This is a genomic window from Gemmatimonadota bacterium (genome assembly GCA_009835325.1).
Taxonomy (GTDB): Bacteria; JAAXHH01; JAAXHH01; order JAAXHH01; family JAAXHH01; genus JAAXHH01.
Genome location: VXWP01000046.1, coordinates 1 through 22,304, shown reverse-complemented (window position 1 = coordinate 22,304; position 22,304 = coordinate 1). Strand labels below are relative to the sequence as shown.

19 protein-coding genes are annotated in these 22,304 nt (G+C 62.4%); 4 read left to right on the top strand and 15 right to left on the bottom strand.

Annotated features, from left to right (window positions below):
• Positions 1–411: 411 nt before the first annotated feature.
• From F4Z81_05725 to F4Z81_05705, 5 genes are all read right to left on the bottom strand, one after another.
• Entirely contained in the window at positions 412–1,539 is a 1,128-nt protein-coding gene (locus F4Z81_05725) for a hypothetical protein (GenBank protein ID MXW04552.1), read from the bottom strand.
• 18 nt (positions 1,540–1,557) lie between these two features.
• Complete coding sequence (locus F4Z81_05720) at positions 1,558–3,810, bottom strand: aminotransferase class III-fold pyridoxal phosphate-dependent enzyme (protein MXW04551.1); 2,253 nt, start codon at positions 3,808–3,810, stop codon at positions 1,558–1,560.
• Positions 3,811–4,400: 590 nt separating this feature from the next.
• On the bottom strand, positions 4,401–5,243 hold the full coding sequence (locus F4Z81_05715) for a sugar phosphate isomerase/epimerase (GenBank protein ID MXW04550.1): 843 nt from the start codon (positions 5,241–5,243) through the stop codon (positions 4,401–4,403).
• Positions 5,227–6,015: a phytanoyl-CoA dioxygenase family protein gene (locus tag F4Z81_05710; GenBank protein MXW04549.1), complete on the bottom strand. Its 789-nt coding sequence runs from the start codon at positions 6,013–6,015 to the stop codon at positions 5,227–5,229. Before F4Z81_05710 ends, F4Z81_05715 begins: the two co-directional genes overlap by 17 nt.
• Positions 6,008–6,304: a hypothetical protein gene (locus F4Z81_05705; GenBank protein MXW04548.1), complete on the bottom strand. Its 297-nt coding sequence runs from the start codon at positions 6,302–6,304 to the stop codon at positions 6,008–6,010. The genes F4Z81_05710 and F4Z81_05705 overlap by 8 nt, the downstream gene beginning before the upstream one ends.
• Positions 6,305–6,561: 257 nt before the next feature.
• On the opposite strand from F4Z81_05705, the gene F4Z81_05700 reads away from it, so the two are divergent.
• Positions 6,562–7,287: a hypothetical protein gene (locus tag F4Z81_05700; protein MXW04547.1), complete on the top strand. Its 726-nt coding sequence runs from the start codon at positions 6,562–6,564 to the stop codon at positions 7,285–7,287.
• A gap of 10 nt (positions 7,288–7,297) precedes the next feature.
• On the opposite strand, the gene F4Z81_05695 is transcribed toward F4Z81_05700, so the two are convergent.
• Together F4Z81_05695 and F4Z81_05690 are read right to left on the bottom strand one after the other, a co-directional pair.
• The gene (locus F4Z81_05695) at positions 7,298–7,558 is read right to left on the bottom strand and encodes a hypothetical protein (protein ID MXW04546.1); all 261 of its coding nucleotides are present in this window, start codon (positions 7,556–7,558) and stop codon (positions 7,298–7,300) included.
• A 126-nt stretch (positions 7,559–7,684) separates the two neighbouring features.
• The gene (locus F4Z81_05690; GenBank protein MXW04545.1) at positions 7,685–8,437 is read right to left on the bottom strand and encodes a hypothetical protein; all 753 of its coding nucleotides are present in this window, start codon (positions 8,435–8,437) and stop codon (positions 7,685–7,687) included.
• A 270-nt stretch (positions 8,438–8,707) separates the two neighbouring features.
• Here F4Z81_05690 and F4Z81_05685 point away from each other — a divergent pair, with 270 nt between their 5' ends.
• Positions 8,708–11,059 carry a hypothetical protein gene (locus F4Z81_05685; protein MXW04544.1) on the top strand — a complete coding sequence of 784 codons (2,352 nt, stop codon included), beginning with the start codon at positions 8,708–8,710 and terminating at the stop codon, positions 11,057–11,059.
• A gap of 2 nt (positions 11,060–11,061) precedes the next feature.
• Positions 11,062–13,641: a tetratricopeptide repeat protein gene (locus tag F4Z81_05680; GenBank protein MXW04543.1), complete on the top strand. Its 2,580-nt coding sequence runs from the start codon at positions 11,062–11,064 to the stop codon at positions 13,639–13,641.
• 106 nt (positions 13,642–13,747) lie between these two features.
• Here the strand turns inward: F4Z81_05680 and F4Z81_05675 are convergent, their stop codons facing one another.
• From F4Z81_05675 to nifS, 8 genes are all read right to left on the bottom strand, one after another.
• Positions 13,748–14,707 (bottom strand): carbohydrate kinase family protein, encoded by a 960-nt coding sequence (locus F4Z81_05675; GenBank protein MXW04542.1) that lies wholly within the window; start codon positions 14,705–14,707, stop codon positions 13,748–13,750.
• A 12-nt stretch (positions 14,708–14,719) separates the two neighbouring features.
• Positions 14,720–15,778: a lipopolysaccharide heptosyltransferase II gene (gene waaF, locus F4Z81_05670; protein ID MXW04541.1), complete on the bottom strand. Its 1,059-nt coding sequence runs from the start codon at positions 15,776–15,778 to the stop codon at positions 14,720–14,722.
• Positions 15,779–15,834: 56 nt separating this feature from the next.
• Positions 15,835–16,515, bottom strand: a complete 681-nt coding sequence (locus F4Z81_05665; GenBank protein MXW04540.1) for a hypothetical protein — start codon at positions 16,513–16,515, stop codon at positions 15,835–15,837.
• Positions 16,516–16,532: 17 nt separating this feature from the next.
• On the bottom strand, positions 16,533–17,435 hold the full coding sequence (locus F4Z81_05660) for a lysophospholipid acyltransferase family protein (protein MXW04539.1): 903 nt from the start codon (positions 17,433–17,435) through the stop codon (positions 16,533–16,535).
• Positions 17,436–17,501: 66 nt separating this feature from the next.
• Positions 17,502–18,566 carry a hypothetical protein gene (locus F4Z81_05655; protein ID MXW04538.1) on the bottom strand — a complete coding sequence of 355 codons (1,065 nt, stop codon included), beginning with the start codon at positions 18,564–18,566 and terminating at the stop codon, positions 17,502–17,504.
• Entirely contained in the window at positions 18,523–19,758 is a 1,236-nt protein-coding gene (gene mnmA, locus F4Z81_05650) for a tRNA 2-thiouridine(34) synthase MnmA (protein MXW04537.1), read from the bottom strand. The genes F4Z81_05655 and mnmA overlap by 44 nt, the downstream gene beginning before the upstream one ends.
• 4 nt (positions 19,759–19,762) lie before the next feature.
• Positions 19,763–20,146, bottom strand: a complete 384-nt coding sequence (locus F4Z81_05645) for an iron-sulfur cluster assembly scaffold protein (protein MXW04536.1) — start codon at positions 20,144–20,146, stop codon at positions 19,763–19,765.
• 10 nt (positions 20,147–20,156) lie between these two features.
• Positions 20,157–21,320, bottom strand: a complete 1,164-nt coding sequence (nifS, locus tag F4Z81_05640; GenBank protein ID MXW04535.1) for a cysteine desulfurase NifS — start codon at positions 21,318–21,320, stop codon at positions 20,157–20,159.
• 318 nt (positions 21,321–21,638) lie between these two features.
• Here nifS and F4Z81_05635 point away from each other — a divergent pair, with 318 nt between their 5' ends.
• Positions 21,639–22,235: a hypothetical protein gene (locus F4Z81_05635; protein MXW04534.1), complete on the top strand. Its 597-nt coding sequence runs from the start codon at positions 21,639–21,641 to the stop codon at positions 22,233–22,235.
• Positions 22,236–22,304 lie beyond the last annotated feature (69 nt).

The window sequence follows — 22,304 nt, the reverse complement described above, 5'->3', positions numbered from 1 at the left end:
TCGCTGTTCCACGGCGTCGAGTCGCTGTTCCACGGCGTCGAGTCGCTGTTCCACGGCTTCGAACCGCCGGTCTACAGCTTCGAACTGCCGGTCTACAGCTTCGAACCGCCGGTCAACGCACTCGTTCAGTGCGCTGATCTTCCTCGTTACTTCTATAGCAAAGAAGTTGAATTTGTTGACCACGTCTTGCTCAAACCTATTGGACCTTTCGGTCGTGTTCTGCTCAAAAGCCTCAAACCTCTTGTTTAAATCACCGTGAGTCAACATGGACGCCTCCTGTGTGCGTTATTTAAATGGGGTCAAGAACGTGCCTCTCACAGGATTAGTCGGCGCCATGGTGGTTTTCTCGTGCACAGCAGGGGTTTTTGAGTCTTCAGATACCGAGCAGGGATCACCGAATCTGTTGTCCCGTCAAGCCTCAGGCTGATCCCACTGCGCCCGCGGTCCGTCCACGTAGTCCAGGAAACGGTCCGCGATGGCCGCTTCGCGCGTATCGCCGGTGTGTATGACGACACGCCACCGGAAGGTAGTCTCCGTATTCGCTTCGCAGCGGTGGTCGTCCCAGACCATCCAGCAGTTCGCGGCGAACAGGCCGTACCCTCTCACGTGCCAGGCCGTGGGATAGCGGAGGTTGTCCGGGTGGTCGAAGACGGCGAAGCCTGCGGTCAGCCTGGTCTCGCCGGTCAGCCTGGTCTCGCCACCCACCGGGCCGCAGTAGTCCATCCAGTGCGCCCTACGGGACCAGCAACCGGTCTCGTCGTCCGCGCCGTAGGCGTTGCGCATCCGGCCGTCGCCCGACGCGTTCATGGTGGGATTGACGCGGATGCTGAGGAACCCGCCCTCCTTCGTGGACCCGATGGTTACGGGACCGTGATTGGTGATGAGCGTGAAGAGGACATCCAGTACCACGGCGTCGCGGCCGGTGTCGAAGAGGCGGTACCAGCGGCGGTCGGACATGAGGGGCCGGTCCGCCTCGTACCAGGTGTTGCCCGTGGCGATCGTGAGCGACAACGGCCCCCGGTGGATGGACATCTCATCCTGGGCGGTCCGCCCGAACCCGGGCCGGTCGAATTCACCCCAGCAATCCACGCCGTTGATGGCGCCCTGCATCAGGGTGAGTCCCCGCTGCCAGGGGTGCTCCCCTTCGCCGTAAGCCGGCATGGGCTCCCTCAGCATGTTGACACCGCCCGGCGTGAGGATGGGGTTGATGAAGGGTTTGGGATATGCGGCGCTGTGGTGAAAGGTCATGAACGGCGCGCCGCCCAGCGACACCTCCACCCGGTCTTCACGGCATACATGTTCGATGCCGCAGCGGGGCGTCGGACCTTCGGCCGTGGCCGCATCCCACGTTGCCACCTCGCCTGACTCCATGGACGGCAGGATGGCGTGATATATGGCGGACAGAGGATCCCGTTCGGCCAGAAGGGTCGAACCGCCGCTTCCAGTCAGACGAAGCACCTGCGCGTCACAGCCATCAGGCGCCGGGATGGCAGCCAGCTGTGCTACTCTGGACCGCGGCGAAGTCAGGGTGAGTTTCATGTGACCTGTCGCTCCTTTCTACTTGAGTGTCGCGATCACGCGCTCGCGGACCAGGGCCCGTATGACGTCAGCGAAGGCGTCCAGGGTTATTGCGATATCCTCGTGGGTGTGGGCGGAGGAAGTGACGCCTCCCGTGTAGGAGACCAGGTCGATGCCGCGCGCGAGCAGCATCTTCTGGAAGGCGGAGACTACCGGAGCCGGGATCCCCTTGAGGACGTTCACGTCGCGGGTGACCATTCGTTCACGGTCCGATGCGCCGCTTCCCGGAAAGGCCTCCAGGTAGACGTGGAAGATGGAAGCGTCGCCGTAGACGTAACCGGCCACGCCTTCCTCGCGGAGGATGCCGTCCATGCCCTGGCGCAACTGTTCGGCCAGCCGGTTCGCCCGCTCGTGAGGCAGACCGGTGGCCACGCGTTTCAAGGTTGCGATGCCGGCGGCGGTGGAGACCGGGTTGGCGTTGAAGGTCCCCAGGTGATGCACCCGTTCGTACCGGTCCCGGTGGGCGTCGCCGGTATAGTCGAACACTTCCATGATGTCGGCGCGCCCCGCGAGCACGCCGCCGGGCATGCCGCCCGCCACGATCTTGCCGTGGAAGCTCAGGTCCGGCGTGATCCCGGCGTATTCCTGGTAACCGCCCGGAGCGTAGCGGAATCCCGTGATGACCTCGTCGTAGACCAGGAGCACGCCGCGGTTCCGGGTCAGATCGCGAAGCCCCTCGTTGAAGGCCACGGTAAGGGGTCCGGTACCCCAGGACGCGCCGGACGGCTCCAGCATGACGGCGGCGATGTCCCGGTCCTTCTCCAGCACTTCGGCGACGCGGCCCAAGTCCGCCGGGATGACTTCGATCGTATCGAGGACGGCCGGCGGGATGCCTGCCGAGACGGGCTCGTCGAAGGGGATCATGGCCCCCTTGCCCACGCCGTCGTGCCATCCGCTGAAGTGTCCCTCGAAACGCAGCACCCGGGTCTTGCCGGTGAAGGCCCGGGCAACACGCAGCGCGAGCATGCTGCCCTCGGACCCCGAGTTCACGAAGCGCACGCGTTCCGCGCAGGGAACCATCCTCTGGATCAGCTCGGCCCACTCCAGCTGCATCGGATGGTCGTTGCCGAAATGAAACCCCAGATCGAGGGCGTCGCGCATGGCCCGGCAAACGTCCGGAGGCGCGTGCCCCAGCAGCAGCGCGGCGTTGCCCATGCCGTAGTCGATGTACTCCCGGCCGTCCTCGTCCCACTTGCGTGAGCCGGCCGCACGCGAAATGTACAACGGCAGGGGATGGCCCCTGCGCAGGTCGTGACCCACCCCGCCGGCCAGCGATTCCAGCGCGCGCGAATACAGTTCCGCGGCCCTGGAGCGGGACTTCCTGTACTGTTCGATCGGAATATCACCCATCTGCAGTCCTCGCTTGCGCCCGCCGGTCATCGCAGCCCGTCGATCAATGCCAGCGTGGCGTCGACGACCCGCCGCTCCGATTCGGGGTGGATGGCCGTGGGCATGCTGTAAGCCTGGAACAACAGGTCGGGCACGCCGTACCAGCGCTTGCGGATGTCCCAGCCGCCCGCCGGGAAATCCTCCGCCCTGGGCAGGTAGCATACGCATCCGTTGGTGTAGCCCATGGCCAGGGTCTGGGGAAACGGCGACCCGGCCTTGATGGCCAGTCCGGTTTCGAAAAAAGTCTCCGTGCTGTTCGCGGCCAGGACGATATCGTTGATTCGTATGGCCTGGACCACGACGTCGATTGAGTTGCTGCCGGTTGCTACGGCCTCGACGAGCCGGTCGCTCCAGTCCATAAATCTCGTGGTAACGAGCATCTCCCATGTCTTGCCGCCCTGTGTGCGGACTTTGTCTCGAGCCTCGTGGCATTCCGCCCTGATGGCCCGAGCCTCGTCGAGCGGCGGCAGGTCGATGAACCCGAGCGAAACGGATTCGTCCGCGGCGGCCAGGCGCGAGCAAGCCTCGCCGGTGACCGGCTCCCAGGGCCAGACGGTAATGCGGGACAGCGAACCCATGCGCTGGCGCTCCCCGCGCTTCCGGTGAGTGTGGATTCCCGCGGCGACCTTGACGACCTCGGCGCCCAGCGTGGCCCCGATACGGTCTTTCTCGTCCCTGCAGTCGGCCTCCATGCTCAGGCCGCCCCGCGGCATGATGTTCCCGCCGCATCCCTGGAGAAAGAGCGATAGTCCCCCGATCGCGTGCTCGACCAGGTCCCGGGCCGCGCCCGGGAAATCGGGCGAAGCCACCATGGACCGGGGCCCGACGGTCACCGGGTGGCATCCGTAGGAAAACAGGATGGCGATGGGGCGGCCTTCCAGGTTGTCTACGCGAAGGACCCCCACGGCCGGATCAGTCGGATGGCCGGGTACTTCGCCGAGGAAGATCTCGCCGTCGGGATCGGTCTCCCGGCGGTATACCCCGATGGGGCATTCGCCCCGGCCCGCGCCGATACGCGCCAAAACCTTTCCTTCGTCCGCTTCCCGGGCCGCTTCCACGATCCAACCGCACAGTGCTTCCTGGTAGCGGGACTGCAGCGCGACCTGTCCTGGTTCGTCCGGGAACCACTCCGGCATGGCGGGCGCACTGTGGGTGTGGTTGAGATTGACCATGACGTGGGAGGAGGCGGTTCCCACCACTTCGGCGATGCGCTCCCGCAGGGCGTTCACCACGGGCAGGTCCATCCAGCCCGTGTCCGTCGCGACGATCACGATCTTGGCCCTTCCGTCCGAAAGGACCAGCGCCGTGGCCGTCAGGTCGCTTTCGATCGCCTGGACGAGCCCTTCCCGGGAGCTGAAGCCCATGGTCCGGACACCCATGGGAGGGTTGATGACGCGCCGGGCGGCGCCGGCATAGAGGTCGGGCATGTGGGGTTACACCGGCACGTGCGGCTGCATGAGGTCTTTCGTGAAGATGGTCTCCGTCAGGCAATCGACCCGGTTGCAGTCGAACCACGTCATGTACACGAACTCGATGGACAGGCAGCCCCGGTAGCCCAGTCCTTCGAGCCGCCGGGCGATGTCCACGAAATCGATGGTGTTCTCGTCGAGCCGGGACTGCAGTTTCCCGGGCCGCGCCGCACGGATGTGGAAATGATCGGTACGGGCGAGGAGCGGGTGGATCCGTTCCTCGGGGATGTACTGCATGACGAAGTGCGAGTAGTCCAGCGTGACCGTGGCCGCCGGCGCCCGTTCCAGCAGGGCCAGCGCCCGTTCCGGCGTGTCGACGACGGACTGGACGTGGGGTTCGAAGCGGACCGTGATGTCCCGTTCGCCGGCCAGATCGGTCAATTCGTTCATGGCTTCGACGGCCGTGTCGAGATTTGCCTCGAAAGAGCGGCCCGGGTGGTGCGTGCCCGGGCTGATCGTGAATCCCGGTATGCCGACGGCCTCGCAGAAGCGGATGATCCCTTCGAATGAAGTCCTGTTCTGCTTCCGCACCGCCGGGTCCGGGGCGTTGAAGGACCGTTCGTCGAGAGACGCGCCGAACTGCGGAAAGAAATCGACGGCCTCCAGTTCGTATTTCGCCAGCAACCGGTTGAGCCGGTTGGCATGGCCCAGCGGGTCCGCGCCCACTTCGTCCGGCTCCAGGCTGCATCGCCCCCGGTCGTGGAACCCGGCGATGTCCACGCCCTTGAAGCCGATAGCCCGGGCCAGCGCCAGCGTGCCTTCCAGGTCGAGGTATTCGAAGGAATGGTTGCTAACGGTCAGGTGCATCGGCGACTCCCAGCAGATTGTTCCAGCATTTCCAACGTATCTGACGCTCCTTGTAGTGATCGCTCTGGCCGACGCCGATGGGGTTGCCGAAAGACAGGACGTTCTTGGGATCGTCCCGTTTCCCGCCCCAGGCGGTGGGCACGTTCATGGCTTCGGGATCGTGGTTCCAGGTCGGCGCGCGGTTGTCCCGCACCCGCCTGAACAGGAACTTGATCATATGGCGTTTGATGGATGTCCGATTGGCCGCGGTGCCGTGCCAGAGGTCATAGTGGGTCAGGGCGAAGGTCCCGGCCCTGACGACCATTGGCACCTGCCCATGGATGTTGGTATAGGTGGCCATGCGGTCCGTAGGCGCGTTGCGGAACTGCGTGCCCGGGACAATGATGGTCGGTCCCATCTCCGGGGTGATGTCGGTGGGGTAGAACAGCCCGAGGAGCCGGTCGATCCGGGTGTCCCGGCTGTTGGTGCTGTCCTGGTGCCAGGACATGTAGCCGGTGTGCGGTTGCTTGCAATGCCAGTGGCGGTGGCCCTGTACCTCGTAGTCCTCGCCGAGCAGGCTGACCAGGGCGGCTTTCACCGCAGGATGTTCGACCGCCTGCCAGAGCTCCGGCACCTCCTCCGCGATGGCGTCGCCGGGATTGTGGTCCAGTTCGTCCAGCCGTCCGGCGATGCGCTCGTTGAGTCCCTCGGGAAGATCGAGTTCGAGCAGGTGATAGCCGTTTACGATAAATCCGACCATCTCCATATCCGTGAGCAGATGGGATTTATCCATCCTGGACCTCCTCCAGTTTCTGCAAGATGAACTCGTATCCCACGACGTCCAGGTCCCGGTCGTCGATAGGCGCCTGGAGATGGGGAAACTGCACGATCTGCCACCCGTCGACGAGCGCGTCGTGCACGGTGTTGTAGGGCCAGTCGGGGACGTCCGCCGTGATTTCCGCCCGGTAGTCCTTGACGGGTTCAATGGGGGTACATCCCAGGATCTCGGAGAAAACGCTGGGCGTCCGCGCGTGGAGGTACAGCAGCCGCTGCCTGACGCTCGAGTTGGAGGTTGAAGACATGTTGGCCTGGACAGTAAAAACAGCCGATCAGGTCAAAGGGGTGCTCGACGTTGTAAAATGACGATTCCGGACGCCGCGTCCAAGGGAATAATGCGGCAGGCTAATCCTTTGACAAGGTATGCGACAACGGGTACCATCCATTACGTCTTCCAGAAAGTTTCAAATATTCAGACTAACATTGCAAGCCGTCCCTGAGAACGTCCCTAAGCCCGTTCTCCAGAGGCCACCAAGTACGTCATGACAAGGAGATTAGCGAGATGCGATTGTGTGCTCTTTTGGCTTTTCTCGGAATGACGGTTTTTGCATGCGGCCGAACCGACAACAAGATAGAAGAAGCAACTCCTGAAGCGACCGGGCCGGCGGGAGGTCCATATAATACCACTGATGACCCTATAGTGCTGTTCGATAAGACAAAAGAGGCTATTGTTGGGGCTTCCGCTATTGTACCCCCAGATAGCGGTATAGAGCACGAAGGAATCGTCTGGTTAGAAGTGCGGACAGTCAATACCGTAATCGATACGGCCTGGGTGATTGTGTCGTCAGGATTCCCGGAGGTGGACGACTTCGCGTTGAATCAAGTACAGAAGAAAACCCGGCCGTGGAAGGTAGGCTGGGGGGATCCGCCGTTCAAGCTGCAATTCGTCGTGAGAGTTCCTGAGGATAGTGACGGGCAGGAAGAACCATCTACTGAATTCGATACGGCGGAAGTGGGCGCTTTCCCGTTTCTGGCCGCAGTCCCGCCAGGAAGTAACCTCGAGCACGAAGGAGATGTTCGGGCGGTATTACATGTGGTAGATGAGTTGATCGATACGGCATGGATTGTCGAATCATCGGGATATCCGGAAGTCGATGAGTTCGCGATTGAACACGTGATGACGGTAAATCTTCCTCGGAGTTCCTTCGCGAGAGCTTTCAGATTTAAGTACATGGAAGATGATACACTAAATGCGGTAATATTCGTAAGGCACCAGCCGAAGAACTGAAACAGCCCCGTTACTCATCGCTCAACGCGCCAAGCCTCAAGAGTCCCTCCACACGACCAAGCCTCCCGTTCATGTCGTGCACTTCGGTTCGCAGCGCGGAGAACTCGGAACCTAACGCGTTGAACTCGGTGCGTATTTCAGTGAATTCCGCGCTCATTTCTTCCCTGAGTGTTCGATTGGCCTGAGAAGTAAATGTGAGCAGCGTGACGACGATGATCACGATGGTGGAAGCCGCCTGAATGCCCACCATTGGCCAGTTTACCCTTTCCATTGTATTCTCCCTTGAACAATGTCCATAGCCCGTATAGCCCGCGCAGGATCCCGGGCAACGGACGAGACCGATCACGGCAAGGTGTATAATGTCTTAGCCGTCACTACCGGCAAAAACTCGTAAACATTATCTTCCACCGTCCCCTTCACCACCCCATCCCGCCGCCCAGGCGGCGAAGTATTCGGGTGCCCAGCGCCTGGCGACGTGGAAGTCGTGGCGCTGAACGGCCGCCAGTGGCGACGCCGTCTCCGCGTCGACCCAGGCCTCGATGCCGGCCAGACCGGGGAATTCCAGGATCCAGGCGTAATCGCCGCGGTCGCTCGCGCCCATCAATTGGAAGACCTCGCCGTGGATAAGGCCGTGGTCCCGGCTCACCTTCCGCATGCGCCGCCATCTCTCTTCGTCGTGCTCCCAGGAATCGTCCGCGTCTGCGCCCCGGTGCCGCCCGCCGAAGGCCAGCAGGACGATCGACGAAAGATCGGCCGAAAGGACCGGGATGATATGCGGGTCGGTGCCGGGGGTCACCGATGGTTCGGCCTTGCGTGGCAGCCAGTTAAGGCACTCAGGCCGCCAGCGGCGCGTGAGGGTATAGTCGTAGTAACCGTAGCGACCGTACGGCGGTTCCGCCTCGGCCTTCATCCAGGCCTCCGCGCCGTCAAGGTCCGGGAATTCGATCGTCCAGAACCGCTCCCAGTTCACACGGGGCCCCAGCATCCGGTATCCGTGGATGCCGATCAGTCCATGGCGGTCGGCAACCGACAGCATCAGGTCGACGTGACGGCGCTCGTAGTCGGTCCGCCGGGCCTCGTCCAGCTGATGCCATTCCGGCAGACGACCGCCTCGAAAGAGTATGACAACGTTCTCGTCCCGCCCGGTCATGAAAGCCCCCTTTCGGTTTGGGTTGAAGCAGTGATCTGTGTAATTGCGCTTTCTGACAGTCCCTGTAACGCACCACGCATCAAGTCGATCCCTGGGAATCCGAAGCAGATGATGCAGGTATGACTGAAAATACTACCAGCACATCATAATACAACGATCGTCGTAATGCAGGTCAGGCTCAACCCGACCTTGACACCAGCATAATTCACTGCTTCTTTTCGATGTAGTATAGTTGCGATTAATAATAGTTTAAGTACAAGAAAAGCCGCCATGAACCATTCTACGCGACATAGGGCACGGCGCTTTCTTCAAGCGCTGGCAAAGCTCGAATTCGAAGACCTGATTCCCCACCGGTTGAAACGGCTGTCGCGGCGTTTCCTCGGTGTCGGATTCGTCGTCGCCGCCGTGATTCATCTGATCGTCAGTGGGACGGTTTACTGGTACAGGTTCCTGGAACCGACGGTAGAAGAACTGATAGAACTGACGCCCTATCCTCCATTCCTGGTCGAGGTTCTCATCGAGGACACCCTCGTAACGGACGAGGTGGAAGTCGATAGCGCGGAGCCGGACGAGGCGGCCAGTGATCCGCAAGAGGAGATTCTGGGGGCGGCCGGGGAAGAGGGCGGCGGGTCTGAGGGCGGCGGGACGGAAGACGGCGGGACGGAAAGCGCCGAAGGCGCGGGAGATGCGGGCGACGAAGCAGTGAGCGACGACGGGCCGGCGCCCGCGGCCATAGATGCGTCGCCGCCGGTGCTGGAGAGCGAGATGACGGAGATGGAGGAGATCATCCCCGTCGAGGCTTCCCTGCTGGTGGCGGACCGTGAGATATCGGAGTCGGAAGCGTTCGCTTCGGCGGAGATTCCCCCGCCGACCGAGGTTCCCCCGCCGGCCGAAGCACCTCCGCCATCAGAGATGGACGAGTTTTCAGAGCCGGAAGAGATCACGCCCATCGAGTTGCCGCCACCGGTCGAGGAGAGCGCGATCGCGGAGGCGGAGGAAATCCCGACATTCGAAATGCCCGAACCCTTCGAAGAGATCGCGATATCGGAACCCCACGAGATCACTTCCTTCGAAGTCCCTCCTCCGGTGGAGGACCTGGCCCTGTCGGAGGTCCACGAGGCCACCACGTTCGACCTCCCCGTGCCCGTTGATGACCTGGCCATATCGGAGGTCCACGAGGTCACGACGTTTGACATTCCTGAACCGGTGGAGGAGTTTGTAGTGTCGGAGGCCCACGAATTCAGGACATTCGACATTCCTGAACCAGTGGAGGATCTGGCCCTGTCGGAGGTCCACGAGGTCACGACGTTCGACCTGCCCGTTCCTATCGAAGAACTGGCCGTCTCTGAAGCTCACGAGATAACGACGTTCAATCTGCCCGTGCCTATTGAGGACCTGGCGATATCGGAACCCCACGAGGTTACCTCTTTCAGCCTTCCGATGCCGATCGAAGACATTGCGATATCGGAAGTTCACGAGGTAACGACCTTCAATCTACCCACTCCGGTCGAGGTCAGTGAGATCTCCGAGGCTCACGAGGTCACGACTTTCAATCTCCCCACGCCCTTTGAGGAGGTCGTGTTGTCGGAAGCCCATGAGATCACGACCTTCAACCTCCCTTCGCCAATGGAGGTCGGCGAGATATCCCAGGCCCACGAGGTCACGACCTTCAACCTCCCTTCACCCGTGGAGGCCAGCGTGATATCGGAGGTCCACGCGATCACGACGTTCGATCTTCCCTCTCCGGTGGAAGCTGCCGAGATTTCGGGTACGCACGTGGTCAGGACGTTCGAGTTGCCCACCCCGGTGGAATCCACCGGGCTGTCCGGTACCCATACGGTCACCACGTTCTCTCTCCCTTCACCGGTAGAAGCCACCGGGTTGGCAGGCACCCACCCGATCGCAACGCCGGTGCCCCTGGGAAACGATGGTTCGCTGGCCGGAGGAGGTTTGGGTGAATCGATAGACGAAGGCGTCTCCGGCGGCGACTCCAGGGCTGGCGAAACGGAAGGCATAGCCGGATTAGACGGGAAAGGAAATTCCGGACGCCTCGGCGCGGGCGATGGCGCTGGCTCGGACCGTAGCGGCGGTTCCAGTCGAGGCAGTGACGCGGGCTCCCGCGGCGGCGGCTCCAGTGGTGCAGGCTCCCGTGGAGACGGCTCAAGGGGCTCAGGCGACAGCAGGGACGGTTCCACCGGTTTCGCCGGTTCCAGAGAAGGTGAAGGTTCCGGCGGCGACGGCTCCCGCGGCGGCGCGACGGCGGAGTTAATCGGAGCGGTCGGCTCAGGGGGCGGCGCTGAAGGTGACATGAGCGGCGCTTCATCCGGTTTTCTGCGCTTCGATACGCCGCCTGTACCGCGGCGCGTGGACATCAGCATATCCCGAAGCGAAATACCCGGAAACCTCCGTCATATCAATAACAGCCTGGTGAAGTTCGAACTGCTGATCAGCGAGGTGGGCGAGGTCAGTGAAGCGAAAATCGTCGAATCAACGGGCCACGACGAAATCGACGAATTACTGCTCGCGAAGATATACACATCGTGGTATCATCCCGCCACGCTCAGAGGCGAAGCGGTAAAGGCCTGGATCGTCGTAGGCTATGGTTACCGGGTAGGCAAGTAGATATGAAGACCTCCCTGTCAAAATCCAACTTTCTTGCCGGCAGACGGCTGATCCTGACCGGGGTGCTTTCCATCTCGGTTACGATTTTCTCCCCACAGGTCAGATCGATGACGCCGGACGCAATGTCGCCGGACCCGTCGCCTTCGGACGCAATGCCTCCGGACGCAATGCCTCAAAATCCGTCTTTGCTGGAAGAGGGCAGACGGCTCTACGCGCTGGACCGGTACACCGAAGCCCTGCCGTTACTGGTTCAGGCCGTCAAGCTGGATGGGAAATCGTCCCGCGCCCAGTACTGGCTCGGTATGACCCTCTACGCCCTGAACCGGAACGACGAAGCGCTCGAGGCATTCAAGCAGGTGGTGCGCAGAGATCGGTTCTGGGCGCCCGGACACATGGGCCTGGGACTCACAAACATGCGCGTTCCCAACCGAAGACTCGACGCGCGGAAGGCGATGCGCGAGGCCATAAAGCTGGATCCGGGAAACGCTGAGTACCAGTATGCCCTGGGGATGACCTACATGGACCAGGGTGAAGAAAGCTGGCTCATTGGCAGCCACCAGGACGGCCGCGACTTTTTCCAGCGGGCCGTCGAACTGGATCCCCTGCATCCCGATGCCCACTTTCAACTCGGCCGCTGCTACGAGGAATTGAAACTGTCGGACCAGCACATGCAGGTAAGGGACCGGTACGACGACTATGTCAAGGCCCTCAACTCGTATCTATTGCAGTACCAGGTCAACCCGGAACATCCCGAGGCGCTGCAGCGTTTCGCGGGTGTATGCCACCGGTTCGAGTACTATGAACGGGGCGCTGAGCAGCTCAGGAAGATGGCAGAAGAGATGGAGGGTATATCTTCCGACCTGATCCAGACGCTGTTGACGCAGTTCGAAGCGCTATCCATGAGTACGAAGAAACAATACGACCTGTTGCAGCGATCTCTGGAGACCTACGTCAACGCGCTGGACCTCGAGGAGCAGGCGGTTTACCGGGACCTGGTCCATGTGGCCACCAATGAAGAGCTGAAGGCATGGCGATCGGCTGAAGGCAAGGAGCGGGAGGACCTCTGGACGGAATTCTGGAATGCACGCGACTCGAATCCCGCCACCATCGAGAACGAACGCCTGGTCGAACATTACAAGCGGGTCATGTATGCGAGGATCCATTTCTCCGATACGCAGTTCCCCTACGACCGGAGAGGAGAGGTATACGTCAGGTTCGGCGAACCGGACGACCGCCAGCGATTCCTGTACCGCGCAAACGAAGACCCCAGAAACCTGTATCCGCCAACGGGTAAACCGGAGGTGGACGAAATACGCGAAATGAACTGGCAGTTCGGCTACCGGTTGAAAGTAGATCCCGGTCAGGTGGCCGTATTGCTGGATCGGGATGTGGCGCAACGCGTAGGATTTGGTGCAGAGTCCATACTGACGGCGGACAACCTGAGCGCGGAACCTTTTGCGAACAAAAAGATCGATCAGGTCAACTATGAAACCGCCGTAATCCAGCGAAGAAGCATGGGATCCACCTACAGGGCGGAAAGCTGGGTATACGTGACGCACGATATGGAACTGTTCTTCGTCGATCCGACGGGAGGAGGCCGGTTCGACTATCCCCAGCGGACACTGCAGGTAGACGCGGGTTCTTCGACCATCGCGGCTCTTGGGGAGATGCGCAGAGACGTAACGCTGCACCCCATGAAAGTCGCCGACCGTCTGATTGAACAAACCCCCGAGGAATACGAACACGATTTTGCCGGCGAACCCCTGGACTATGCCTTTGATGCCGTCACCTTCCGCGGAGACGGGATAAGGACGGAAGTCGAACTGTCCTACAGCATCCCGGTCTGGCAGTTCGGGGACACGAGTGACGGAAAGGGGCTGGTGACCTATCTCAGTAACCAGGCTACGTTGCGTAACGACGAATCCAGCCCGGTTTTTAACCAGCGGTTCCGCTTTGGTCCCATTGAACGGCCCACGCGCAGATTGAGTCCGGACCAGGCCAGGGTTTCCACCTACACCCTCGCCGTCGACGTAAGAGCGCCTCAGGGAGTGTTCACAGCGTGGGTGGACATGCGGGACGAAGCCTCCCAGCGGGTCGGCGTCTACAGTAAACAGGTGAACATTCGCGATTACCGGGGGGGCGCTCTGATGATCAGCGATCTGAAGCTGTCCACCGGGATCACCCGGACCGACCGGACCGGTCCCTTCGTGCGCAACGGCCTGAATATCGTGCCCCATCCCCTGCGCGTATACGGGCGCGGCCAGCTCGTGTATGTGTATTACGAGGTATACAACCTGGATCTCGGTGAAGCATCGGGCAGGACCTCCTACGAGACGCAGTACGAGATCGTACCCGAAGGAACGCCTGCCCGGCCTTTCCGGCCATCCCGACAGCTGGAGGACATGCAGACGGTCCTGCTGACTTTCGAAGGCGAAGGTTCCTCGAGGGAGGAAGCCGAATTTACGGCGATGGATACCACCAACCTGACGCCGGGCGTATATGTCCTCACGGTGACGTTCGTGGACCGCCATTCCGGCGAAAGCGTGTCCGAATCAGCCAGCTTCATCATTTCGGGCGAGTAAGGCAGGCGGCCGTGGTGCCCGGAACCGGTCAGGTCACCGGCGCCCACGGTCCAGGTCACCGGCGCCCACCGGTCACGTTACACGCACCCACGAGGACGTTGACCCGTCACGAACGGACATCGGAGAACGTGCCGGTTTCCGGCAATCCCGCCACGGTACAGTTCACGCTTGCGACACGATTCGCGAGGCGGGTTGCACCGACCGGGTCTTTCGTAGCCGCGTATTCGACGACGAAACCGGCGGCAAAGGCGTCTCCGCAACCGGTAGTGTCGACTACCTCGCGGGCCGACTCGGAAGGGAGAGCGATGGCCTTTGTCTCCCGGTCCTCTCGGTACACCGTGACGGGACCGAGCGGCCCCCGGGTGATGACGCATACCGAGGGACCGAGCACTGTCACGGACCTACCGAAGGCGATGAATTCATCCTCCGAATCCAGCAGGCCGCTTGGACGGCCTGATCTGCCCGCCGCCTGGTCACCTGCGACGGCCACACCGGCCAGTAGTCGGGCCTCCACTTCATTCATCTGAACGACGTCGAACATCTCGATCCATCGATGCCAGTCCTCGGGCGCCCGTCTACGCCGGTAGCCTTCCGCGTCGATACCCAGGCACAGGTTGTGCACGTCCAGGTACAGCAGCCCGGTGGCTTTATCCCGCACGGCTGCCATGGTTTCCAGGCTGATATCGTCGCCCACGATGAAATTCACCAGCAGGGCGTCAAGATCCAGAAACGGTTCGATCTGTTCGAAGGGTATGGGACCGATATGGTTGGTCAGTTGCTCGACTTTCTCCATGTCTTCGTCGTAGCGGATCCGGTTCCGGCTGGTTCCCGTTGGTGAGACGCGGACGCCGCGGTTGTTGACGGCGGGGCGCGGGTCCAGGATGGCGCGCATGTCGGCGTAACAATCCGCTCCAATACGGCTGATGGGAAACAGCCCGTCGCCATCGCCCACGAGGTCGGCCATTACGGTGGTGTTGTACAAAATGCCGCCGAGGTCCTGGATCCGGCGGCCGCCGGTCATGAAGATGGTGTCGTGGTTGATGAGGCCGATGATGCCGATGCGCATGTTGATTCCAGTTCAGTCTGTTACGGACCGGCCGGGTTTGCCGAGATGGACGGCCACGGCTTCGATCACACGCTCCACGGTGATGCCGCGCATGCAGTCGTGGGTTCCGATGGGACACCGGTTCCCGCCATGGGAACTGCACGGCCGGCAGTCCAGGGAGGTCTCGACGACTTGGTGCCCCGGTCCGTGAGGAACGAACCCAAAGGTGGGTACCGTGGGGCCGAAAAGGGCCACGACGGGCGTATCCATGGCGGCGGCCACGTGGCCCATCCCCGTGTCGTTCGAAACTACGACGGAGCAGCGGGCGGCGAGCGCCGCCGACTGCAGCAGGGTCAACGCGCCGGCCGCGTTCAATGGGTCGACACCGGACTCGGCGGCGATTTCGGCGCAAAGCGGCCGGTCCCCGGTACTGCCGAAGAGCACGGAACGGTATCCGTATTCTTCTGCGAGCCGGCGGATCAGCACAGCGTATCGGCCGGGGAGCCATCGCTTGGTCGCCCAGACCGAACCGGGACTGAGGCCGCAAAGTGGTTCAGAAGGTGCAACGTCCGATTGCCGCATCAGCGCATCCACCCGCATCCGGTCCGCTTCGTCCGGGTACAGGGCCGGGCGTATCCCATCGGTATCCACCTTCCATGAAGCCAGAAGAGAAAGGTTTCGGTCGACTTCGTGGACGGACCGGTAGGGGACCCGGTCTGTCAGGAGCAGCCGGCCCAGCCTGCCCGCGCTTCGATCGAAGCTCACCCGTACGGGGATGCCCGCCAGTAAACCCAGCAGTGCGCTTCTCAGGGACCGGTGGGGGATCAACGCCGCATCGTATTCGGCGCTGCGCAGCCTGCGGGCGAGGCGAAGCAGTTCCAGGGGGCCTTTTTGCGCGCCATGCTTGTCGTAGATGACGATATCGTCGACGTGAGGATTGTTCCGAAGCAGATTTGCCGTTTCGGGCCGCACGACGGCGCCGACACGGCCGGCGCCCAGCCGCGTCCTGGCCGCTTCGAACAACGGGGTGGACAAAACGAGGTCGCCCACGAATGCGGTTTGTATGACAAGTATGCTCAACCCGCTCAAGATACCTCGCCGGAACGCGGATTCAAGGGCCCTGCGCGGTTTTCAAGGGCCCCGCGCTGTTATTTCCTGAGCGAATTCAGGAAGGCCTGGAACTCGGATTCCGCGCTGAGGACCGTATTCTCCGGTCCGGTGAGCTTGACGAACACGTTGCCTTCCGGCGCCTCGATAATGGCGCCGAGCATCCTGTAGCCCGGTTTTTTCACAGCACCGGACTGGAACATGGGGCCCATGGAGGCGAGGTACGTCCCCGCCAGGGACACCGTGGTCACGGCCAGGCCGTTGATGGTCGACTTCCGCTCGGCCAGTGATGGCTGACCGCCCGTATCCGTCTCGAACTGTTCCCGCCAACGCTGCAGGTTCAGGTCGACGCTGCCTCCCTGCCCACGGCCGAAATAGAACACGGCGCACTCGCCCGGTTCGTCGTCTTCGGCGTCCTTCGGGATCAGATAGGTCGCCATGCGCATCGTACGGGGTGGCTGCACTTCCCAACGTGGCGGTACGGTCCAGGCGACTCCCGCGGCTGCGCCCGATGTCGATTGCTCCTGGGAATTCACCGGTGCCGCGCCAGGCGGACCTGGGGCGCCCGGGCGCTCCGCGACGGCAGGCGCGGCCACCAACGGCGGAGGATCGGCCGGCTGTTCCGGCGACCGTGATCCGGACTGATCTCCTCCGTTTCCGCAGGCCGCGGCGATACCGTACAGCGATACGGCGCAGATGGCGAGGGCGAGGTAGCGTGGCATGGAAGGGGCCTCCTTTACTATACGTGATTTGAATCGTCGGGCGCCGGGGTCTTCCACCGCCGGTGGACCCAGAACCAGTGATCGGGATAATCCATGATGTACCGGGCCAGCACGTCCGTGTAGGCCTGGGTAATCCGTGCGATGTCGGCCGGTTCGTCTCCGGTCGGAATCGCCTCGATCGGGGTTTCGAAACAGACCCGGTGCCGTTCCGGGCCGGATCGTATGATGAAACACGGCACGATGGGCGCGCCCGTGCGCAACGCAAAAAGCGCCGGTCCCTGGTAGGTGGACGCCGGCATTCCCAGAAAATCGACGAACACGCCGCCGGCCCCCGCGTCCTGGTCCGCGAGCAGCCCCACACATTCATTGCGCCGAAGCGCCCTGTAGACGGCGGGAGGCGCTTTATCCATCGTGGCCACCGCCATGCCCAGCCGCTCGCGTCCCGCGTGCACCAGGCCGTCGACGGCGGGATTGTGCAGCTTCTTCGCGACGACGGTAATGGGATGGCCAAGCATAGCGACCGTCGCGCCGAGCAGCTCCCAGTAACCGAAATGGCCGGTGATCAGTATGACCCCGCGGCCCCCCTCGCGGGCATGGGCGATATGTGCTTCTCCCGAGACAGCGAGCCGTTCCCGCAGATCCGCCGTCCGCCCCGCGAGCAGGCGGGCGTGTTCCACGGCGGTACAGCCCAACTGGCGGTAGACGGACCGGGACATGGCCCTGAGCTTCTCGGAATCCCCGGTCATTCTGAAGACCCGGGCCATGTGCTCCATGACCAGCTTCTTCCTCATGCCGGTCACGTGAAAGGCCAGTGCCCCCAGTACATTGCCCACCCGCGAAGCGCGCGCAGGCGCAAGCCGCCTGGTCAGCGACATCAACACCCGAAGTCCCGCGTATTCGAGCCGGTGCGACAGCTTCATTTGTAACGCGCTCTCATACGCGCACTTTTGTTCATTCCGTTCCCATCCCGCTTTCTGCGCGCCCGCTCATTCATTCCGCTCCCTGGACATGACCCACTCTTCGTTCTTCCTTCGCCAGTCGTCTTCGTCCGTGCGCCAGTCGCCTTCTTCCTCGCGCGCCCAGCGGCGCAGCGTGGCCCGCCTCCGCCTTCGGATCTTCAGGAACGCGAGCAGGCAAAGCACGCCGAAGAGGGGCGCAACCACAAGGGACAGGCTTTCGCCGAGTAACATGCGCCAGCCGTAGTTACGTTCCATGTAAGCCAGCCAGTCCCGTTCGAACTCCACGACACTCATGCCGAAAGTCTCGAAACAGGCCCGGTCGATGGACCCGGTCCGCCTCAGGCTGTCGAACAGGGCGTGCAGTCCCGCTTCGCCGTAACTCCTGAGTATGTACTGCACGGCGAGGGCGCTTTGCTGGTAGGCCAGATGGGCCCGATGTTCGGGGAACCTGTTCACGCCCTGAATGGCGCTCAGGGGGACCAGGTTTCCCGAAACGACGGCGACCACCAGAGACGCCCGGTCCCAGAATCCCCAATCCCGCGCCATGTGCATCGCGAAGCCCTCGTCCAGCCAGCGGGGTATATCCGCCCCGCGAAGCGCACTGTGCAGCATCACGTGGGCCAGTTCATGCACCACGAGTTCTTCGGAACCGTCATACGTACCGGTAATCCGGGGAGACCTGAGCACCACGAGCCTGCGGTGCGGCACCGCGTAGCCCGCGCCCCAGTCGGGTATGGCGCCGGGCGTATAGGTCAGGAAGTCTTCCTGCGTGGGGGCGATATGGACGTGGATGGTATCGGCGGAGGGCAGGCCCAGCGTGGCGCGCAGATGAGGCGACGCCTCTTGAACGATGCCCAGCACGTGTTCCACGAAGGGGGCGTCGACGGGTTCGAAGGTCACTCGAACGCCATGGTCGATTCTTACGGATTCTGCCGCGCCCGCTCTGGGATCCGGCAGCAGCACAAGCACGCTGCAGGCCAATCCAAGGCACCAGGAACGAAGATAGCCGGAAACTCGCGCAGGCGCCCAACCGAAGCGCATAACGACCTCATTCGCGTATGATGCCGCCTCCCAGGACCGTCTCGCCGTCATAGAATACGACGGACTGTCCCGGCGTGACCGCCCGCTGGGGATACTCGAAGTCGACCCGTACGACGCCGGGTTCGCAGGGCGTGATGACCGCGGGTGTCGCTTCCTGCCGGTACCGGATCTTGGCCTGTCCGCGGACCTCTCCCGCCGGGGCATCCTCGGTATGCCAGTTGACCCCGTCCGCAATGAGCCGGTCGTTGAGAAGATCCTCGTCGTCGCCCACCACGATCGTATTCGTATCAGGCAGGATGTCGACCACGTACACCGGGCGTCCCGCGGCCAGGCCAAGCCCCTTCCGCTGCCCGATCGTGTAGAGGGGGTGCCCCCGGTGCTCACCCAGGACATGGCCCTTCGTGTCCACGATCGGTCCCGGCCGTATGGGGTCCTCGATGGCCAGGAGCCCTTCGTCCGTGTTCACGGGGTGATTCGCCGTCCACTCCCTGAGGAACCTTTCGTGGCCACGGTCCTGGATGAAGCAGATCTCGTAGCTGTCCTTTTTGGCGGCCACCCGCGGCGCGAGTCTTTCGGCGATCTCCCGCGTCTGCGCCTTCGTGAGCATGCCGACGGGGAAGGCGGTCCGGGCCAGCTCGTCCTGGGTCATCTCCCACAGGGCGTAGGACTGGTCCTTGTTTTCGTCGATGCCCCGCTTCAGGACAAGGCGGCCCGCCTGGCCTGCATCGCCCGCCTGGTCCGCGGTTCCATCCAGCGCCACCCGGGCATAGTGTCCGGTCGCCACGTAGTCGGCGCCGAGTTCGCGGGCCCGGTCGAGCAGCACGCCGAACTTGACCTTGCTGTTGCAGGCCACGCAGGGATTGGGCGTACGCCCCTGTACGTATTCGGAGACGAAATTCGAGATGACGCCCCGCTCGAACTCCTCGCGGAAATCCACCACGTAGTAGGGGATGCCGAGCCTGCCGGCTACGACCCGCGCGTCGTTGCGGTCCTCGACCGTGCAGCAGCCGTGTTCGAACTGCGCATTGCCTCCCACGCGGTCGTAGTCCCACAGGTGCATCGTGACGCCGATGACCTCGCAGCCCGCTTCCTTGAGCATCGCGGCCGCCACCGAGCTGTCCACGCCGCCGCTCATGGCCACGACGACCTTCGCCCCTGCCGGCGGCAGCCGGTTGACGAAGGGATCGAAGGCGGAAGCCGTGGCTTCTCCGCCGCGGACAAAAGAATGGGAAATTGTCGTCATCAGTTCAGTCTTTCCGGCCCGTGCCGTGACGGGACCGGTAATCCTCGATCGCCGTCCGCACGCCGTCAGCGGCCATGGTGGAGCAGTGCATCTTGGTAGGCGGAAGGCCGCCCAGGGCCTCCGCGATCGTATGGTTTTCGATGGACGCGGCCTCTTCGGTCGTCCTGCCGATCACCCATTCGGTGACCATGCTGCTCGCCGCGATAGACGCCGCGCAGCCGAAGGTCCTGAACTTCGCGTCCGTTACGGTCCCGTCCGCGATCCTCAAGTACAGTGCAATAGTGTTCCCACTGATGGGGTTTCCGGCGTTGCCCACGCCGTCCGCGTCGGGAAGATCCCCCACGTTGCGGGGCGAGTGAAAGTGATCCATTACGGTGGATGAGTACATGGAACGCGCCTCAACCGGGTACCTGCGCGGCGGAAACGTCGCGGAGGCGGGCTACGATGCCGGGCAGCCTGTCCATGACGCAGCCCACGTCCCCCATGGTATTGTCCCGCCCGAAGCTGAACCGGACCGAACCGAGAGCGGTGCGCGGGTCCCTGCCCAGGGCCAGCAGCACGTGGGACGGTTCGATGGCGCCCGATGTGCAGGCCGAGCCGGTGGACACGGCGATGCCCGCGAGATCCAGACTCATGATCAGCGATTCGCCTTCCGCGCCGGGGAAGGAAGCGTTCAACGTGCCGGGCAGGCGCCGTTCCGGATGCCCGTTCACTTTCACGCCCTCGATCTCGACGCGGACGCGGGCTTCCAGGGCATCGCGCATTTCGGACAGATGCCGGTACTCGCTTTCCCGCTCTTCAGCCGCCAGTTCAGCGGCCTTGCCCAGGCCCACGATGCCCACGGTGTTCTCCGTGCCGGACCGCACGTCGTTTTCATGATGGCCGCCGTGGGCCGTGGGTTCGATCTCGACGCCCTTGCGGATGTAGATGGCTCCCACCCCCTTGGGACCGTAGATCTTGTGGCCCGAAAGCGAAAGGAGGTCGGCGCGCATTGCTTCCACGTCGACCGGCAGCTTGCCGGCGGACTGCACCGCGTCCGTGTGGAAGCACACGCCGCGCGCCCGGGCGATCCGGCCTATTTCGCCCACGGGCTGGACCGTGCCGATCTCGTTGTTCGCGTGCATGATGCTGACCAGGATCGTCTGGTCGGTCAGGGCGTCCTCCACCTGGCCGGGATCGACCCGGCCGAGTTCGTCCACGGGAAGATAGGTCACTTTAAAACCTTCCCGTTCGAGAAAAGCGCAGCTGTTCAGCACGGCCGAATGTTCGATGTTCGTCGTGATGATGTGCCTGCCATGCGCCCTGCGTGCGTAGGCGGCGCCCTTGATCGCCAGGTTGTCGGACTCGGTGCCGCCGCTGGTGAAATAGATCTCGCCGGGTCGTGCGTTCACCAGGCCGGCCACCCGGGCCCTCGCTTCTTCCACGGCCGCGCGGGCATCCTGTCCGAACCGGTGGATGCTCGATGCGTTGCCGAACCGGTCTCTGAAGAAGGGTTCCATCGCATCGAAGACTTCGGACCTGACCGGTGTGGTCGCGTTATGATCCAGGTAGATGCTCGCCATGCGGAGCGCGGTCTCCGGGAAAGGGGTTGAACCAGCCCTGTTCATCCATCATACACGACGTTTTGAAAACAGCCTTTTCCGTCGCGTCAACGGTCTTTGAAACTAGAGATAATCCATTGGAATGTCAAGTGTTATCGGGGTTTCGCGGTGTTTGTGCGGTCGGTGGATATTCGCCGTAGCCGCTTGACTTTTCGTTCGGGAATCCGTAGTTTTCATGTAACTTGAAACGGTATGCGCGAGCACGCTTTCAAGGCGTTTGCCGGGAGTACAGGCACAGACTTGCCCGGAGCGGATGGACGTACCAGGGAGGTACGGCACATGCATGTACTTAAAACAGCGCCTGGACTGGTGGCGATCGTCATTTTAGCGGGATGTACCCACAGCATCAAATTGAATCCCAACATCGGCCCTTCGGCCAATATCGCCAGGCCCGTGGATTTGCGCGTCGGAGTGTACATTCCCGTGGATGTCAGCGAGTTCGTCATCGATGACAGGTCGGATCTCGACAAGTACATTTTTGAAATCGGTGAATCCCTCGAATCGATCATCACGAAATCAGCGAACCGTGTTTTCTCGCGGGTAACGATACTGGATGCGCAGCCCACGGGCGAAGTGATCGAGGAAAGCGCACTCGACCTCGTCATGATTCCCAGGGTGACCGCGGCCATGGTAGCGCTGAACAAGGAAGAAGGTCCGTTTCAGGACGACGCCCGGGGAAACACGGCGATCACGGTCGAACTGATGTTCTATGACACGGAGATGATCCAGTACGCATCCGTCATGGCGTCGGGCATCGGCATCGCTTCCGAAAGAATCGGGTTCTTCAGCAGAGGCCAGAGAGAATATGCCGCGTCGGTCGAAGATGCCATTACAAACCTGATCAACGACATGGTCCGCCAGATGTACCGCAATTAAGATATCCGCAAGATTGGCGACTAGCAGGAATAGCAATGGCAGGGATGTCCCGCAGAGACCGCTGGATTT

What these genes read in the sequence shown, in the direction of transcription:
- F4Z81_05725 (MXW04552.1), bottom strand. Translation starts at nt 1,539, where the DNA reads ATGAAACTCACCCTGACTTCGCCGCGGTCCAGAGTAGCACAGCTGGCT.
- F4Z81_05720 (MXW04551.1), bottom strand. Translation starts at nt 3,810, where the DNA reads ATGCCACCCGGTGACCGTCGGGCCCCGGTCCATGGTGGCTTCGCCCGA.
- F4Z81_05715 (MXW04550.1), bottom strand. Translation starts at nt 5,243, where the DNA reads ATGCACCTGACCGTTAGCAACCATTCCTTCGAATACCTCGACCTGGAA.
- F4Z81_05710 (MXW04549.1), bottom strand. Translation starts at nt 6,015, where the DNA reads ATGGATAAATCCCATCTGCTCACGGATATGGAGATGGTCGGATTTATC.
- F4Z81_05705 (MXW04548.1), bottom strand. Translation starts at nt 6,304, where the DNA reads ATGTCTTCAACCTCCAACTCGAGCGTCAGGCAGCGGCTGCTGTACCTC.
- F4Z81_05700 (MXW04547.1), top strand. Translation starts at nt 6,562, where the DNA reads ATGCGATTGTGTGCTCTTTTGGCTTTTCTCGGAATGACGGTTTTTGCA.
- F4Z81_05695 (MXW04546.1), bottom strand. Translation starts at nt 7,558, where the DNA reads ATGGAAAGGGTAAACTGGCCAATGGTGGGCATTCAGGCGGCTTCCACC.
- F4Z81_05690 (MXW04545.1), bottom strand. Translation starts at nt 8,437, where the DNA reads ATGACCGGGCGGGACGAGAACGTTGTCATACTCTTTCGAGGCGGTCGT.
- F4Z81_05685 (MXW04544.1), top strand. Translation starts at nt 8,708, where the DNA reads ATGAACCATTCTACGCGACATAGGGCACGGCGCTTTCTTCAAGCGCTG.
- F4Z81_05680 (MXW04543.1), top strand. Translation starts at nt 11,062, where the DNA reads ATGAAGACCTCCCTGTCAAAATCCAACTTTCTTGCCGGCAGACGGCTG.
- F4Z81_05675 (MXW04542.1), bottom strand. Translation starts at nt 14,707, where the DNA reads ATGCGCATCGGCATCATCGGCCTCATCAACCACGACACCATCTTCATG.
- F4Z81_05665 (MXW04540.1), bottom strand. Translation starts at nt 16,515, where the DNA reads ATGCCACGCTACCTCGCCCTCGCCATCTGCGCCGTATCGCTGTACGGT.
- F4Z81_05660 (MXW04539.1), bottom strand. Translation starts at nt 17,435, where the DNA reads ATGAAGCTGTCGCACCGGCTCGAATACGCGGGACTTCGGGTGTTGATG.
- F4Z81_05655 (MXW04538.1), bottom strand. Translation starts at nt 18,566, where the DNA reads ATGACGGCGAGACGGTCCTGGGAGGCGGCATCATACGCGAATGAGGTC.
- mnmA (MXW04537.1), bottom strand. Translation starts at nt 19,758, where the DNA reads ATGACGACAATTTCCCATTCTTTTGTCCGCGGCGGAGAAGCCACGGCT.
- F4Z81_05645 (MXW04536.1), bottom strand. Translation starts at nt 20,146, where the DNA reads ATGTACTCATCCACCGTAATGGATCACTTTCACTCGCCCCGCAACGTG.
- nifS (MXW04535.1), bottom strand. Translation starts at nt 21,320, where the DNA reads ATGGCGAGCATCTACCTGGATCATAACGCGACCACACCGGTCAGGTCC.
- F4Z81_05635 (MXW04534.1), top strand. Translation starts at nt 21,639, where the DNA reads ATGCATGTACTTAAAACAGCGCCTGGACTGGTGGCGATCGTCATTTTA.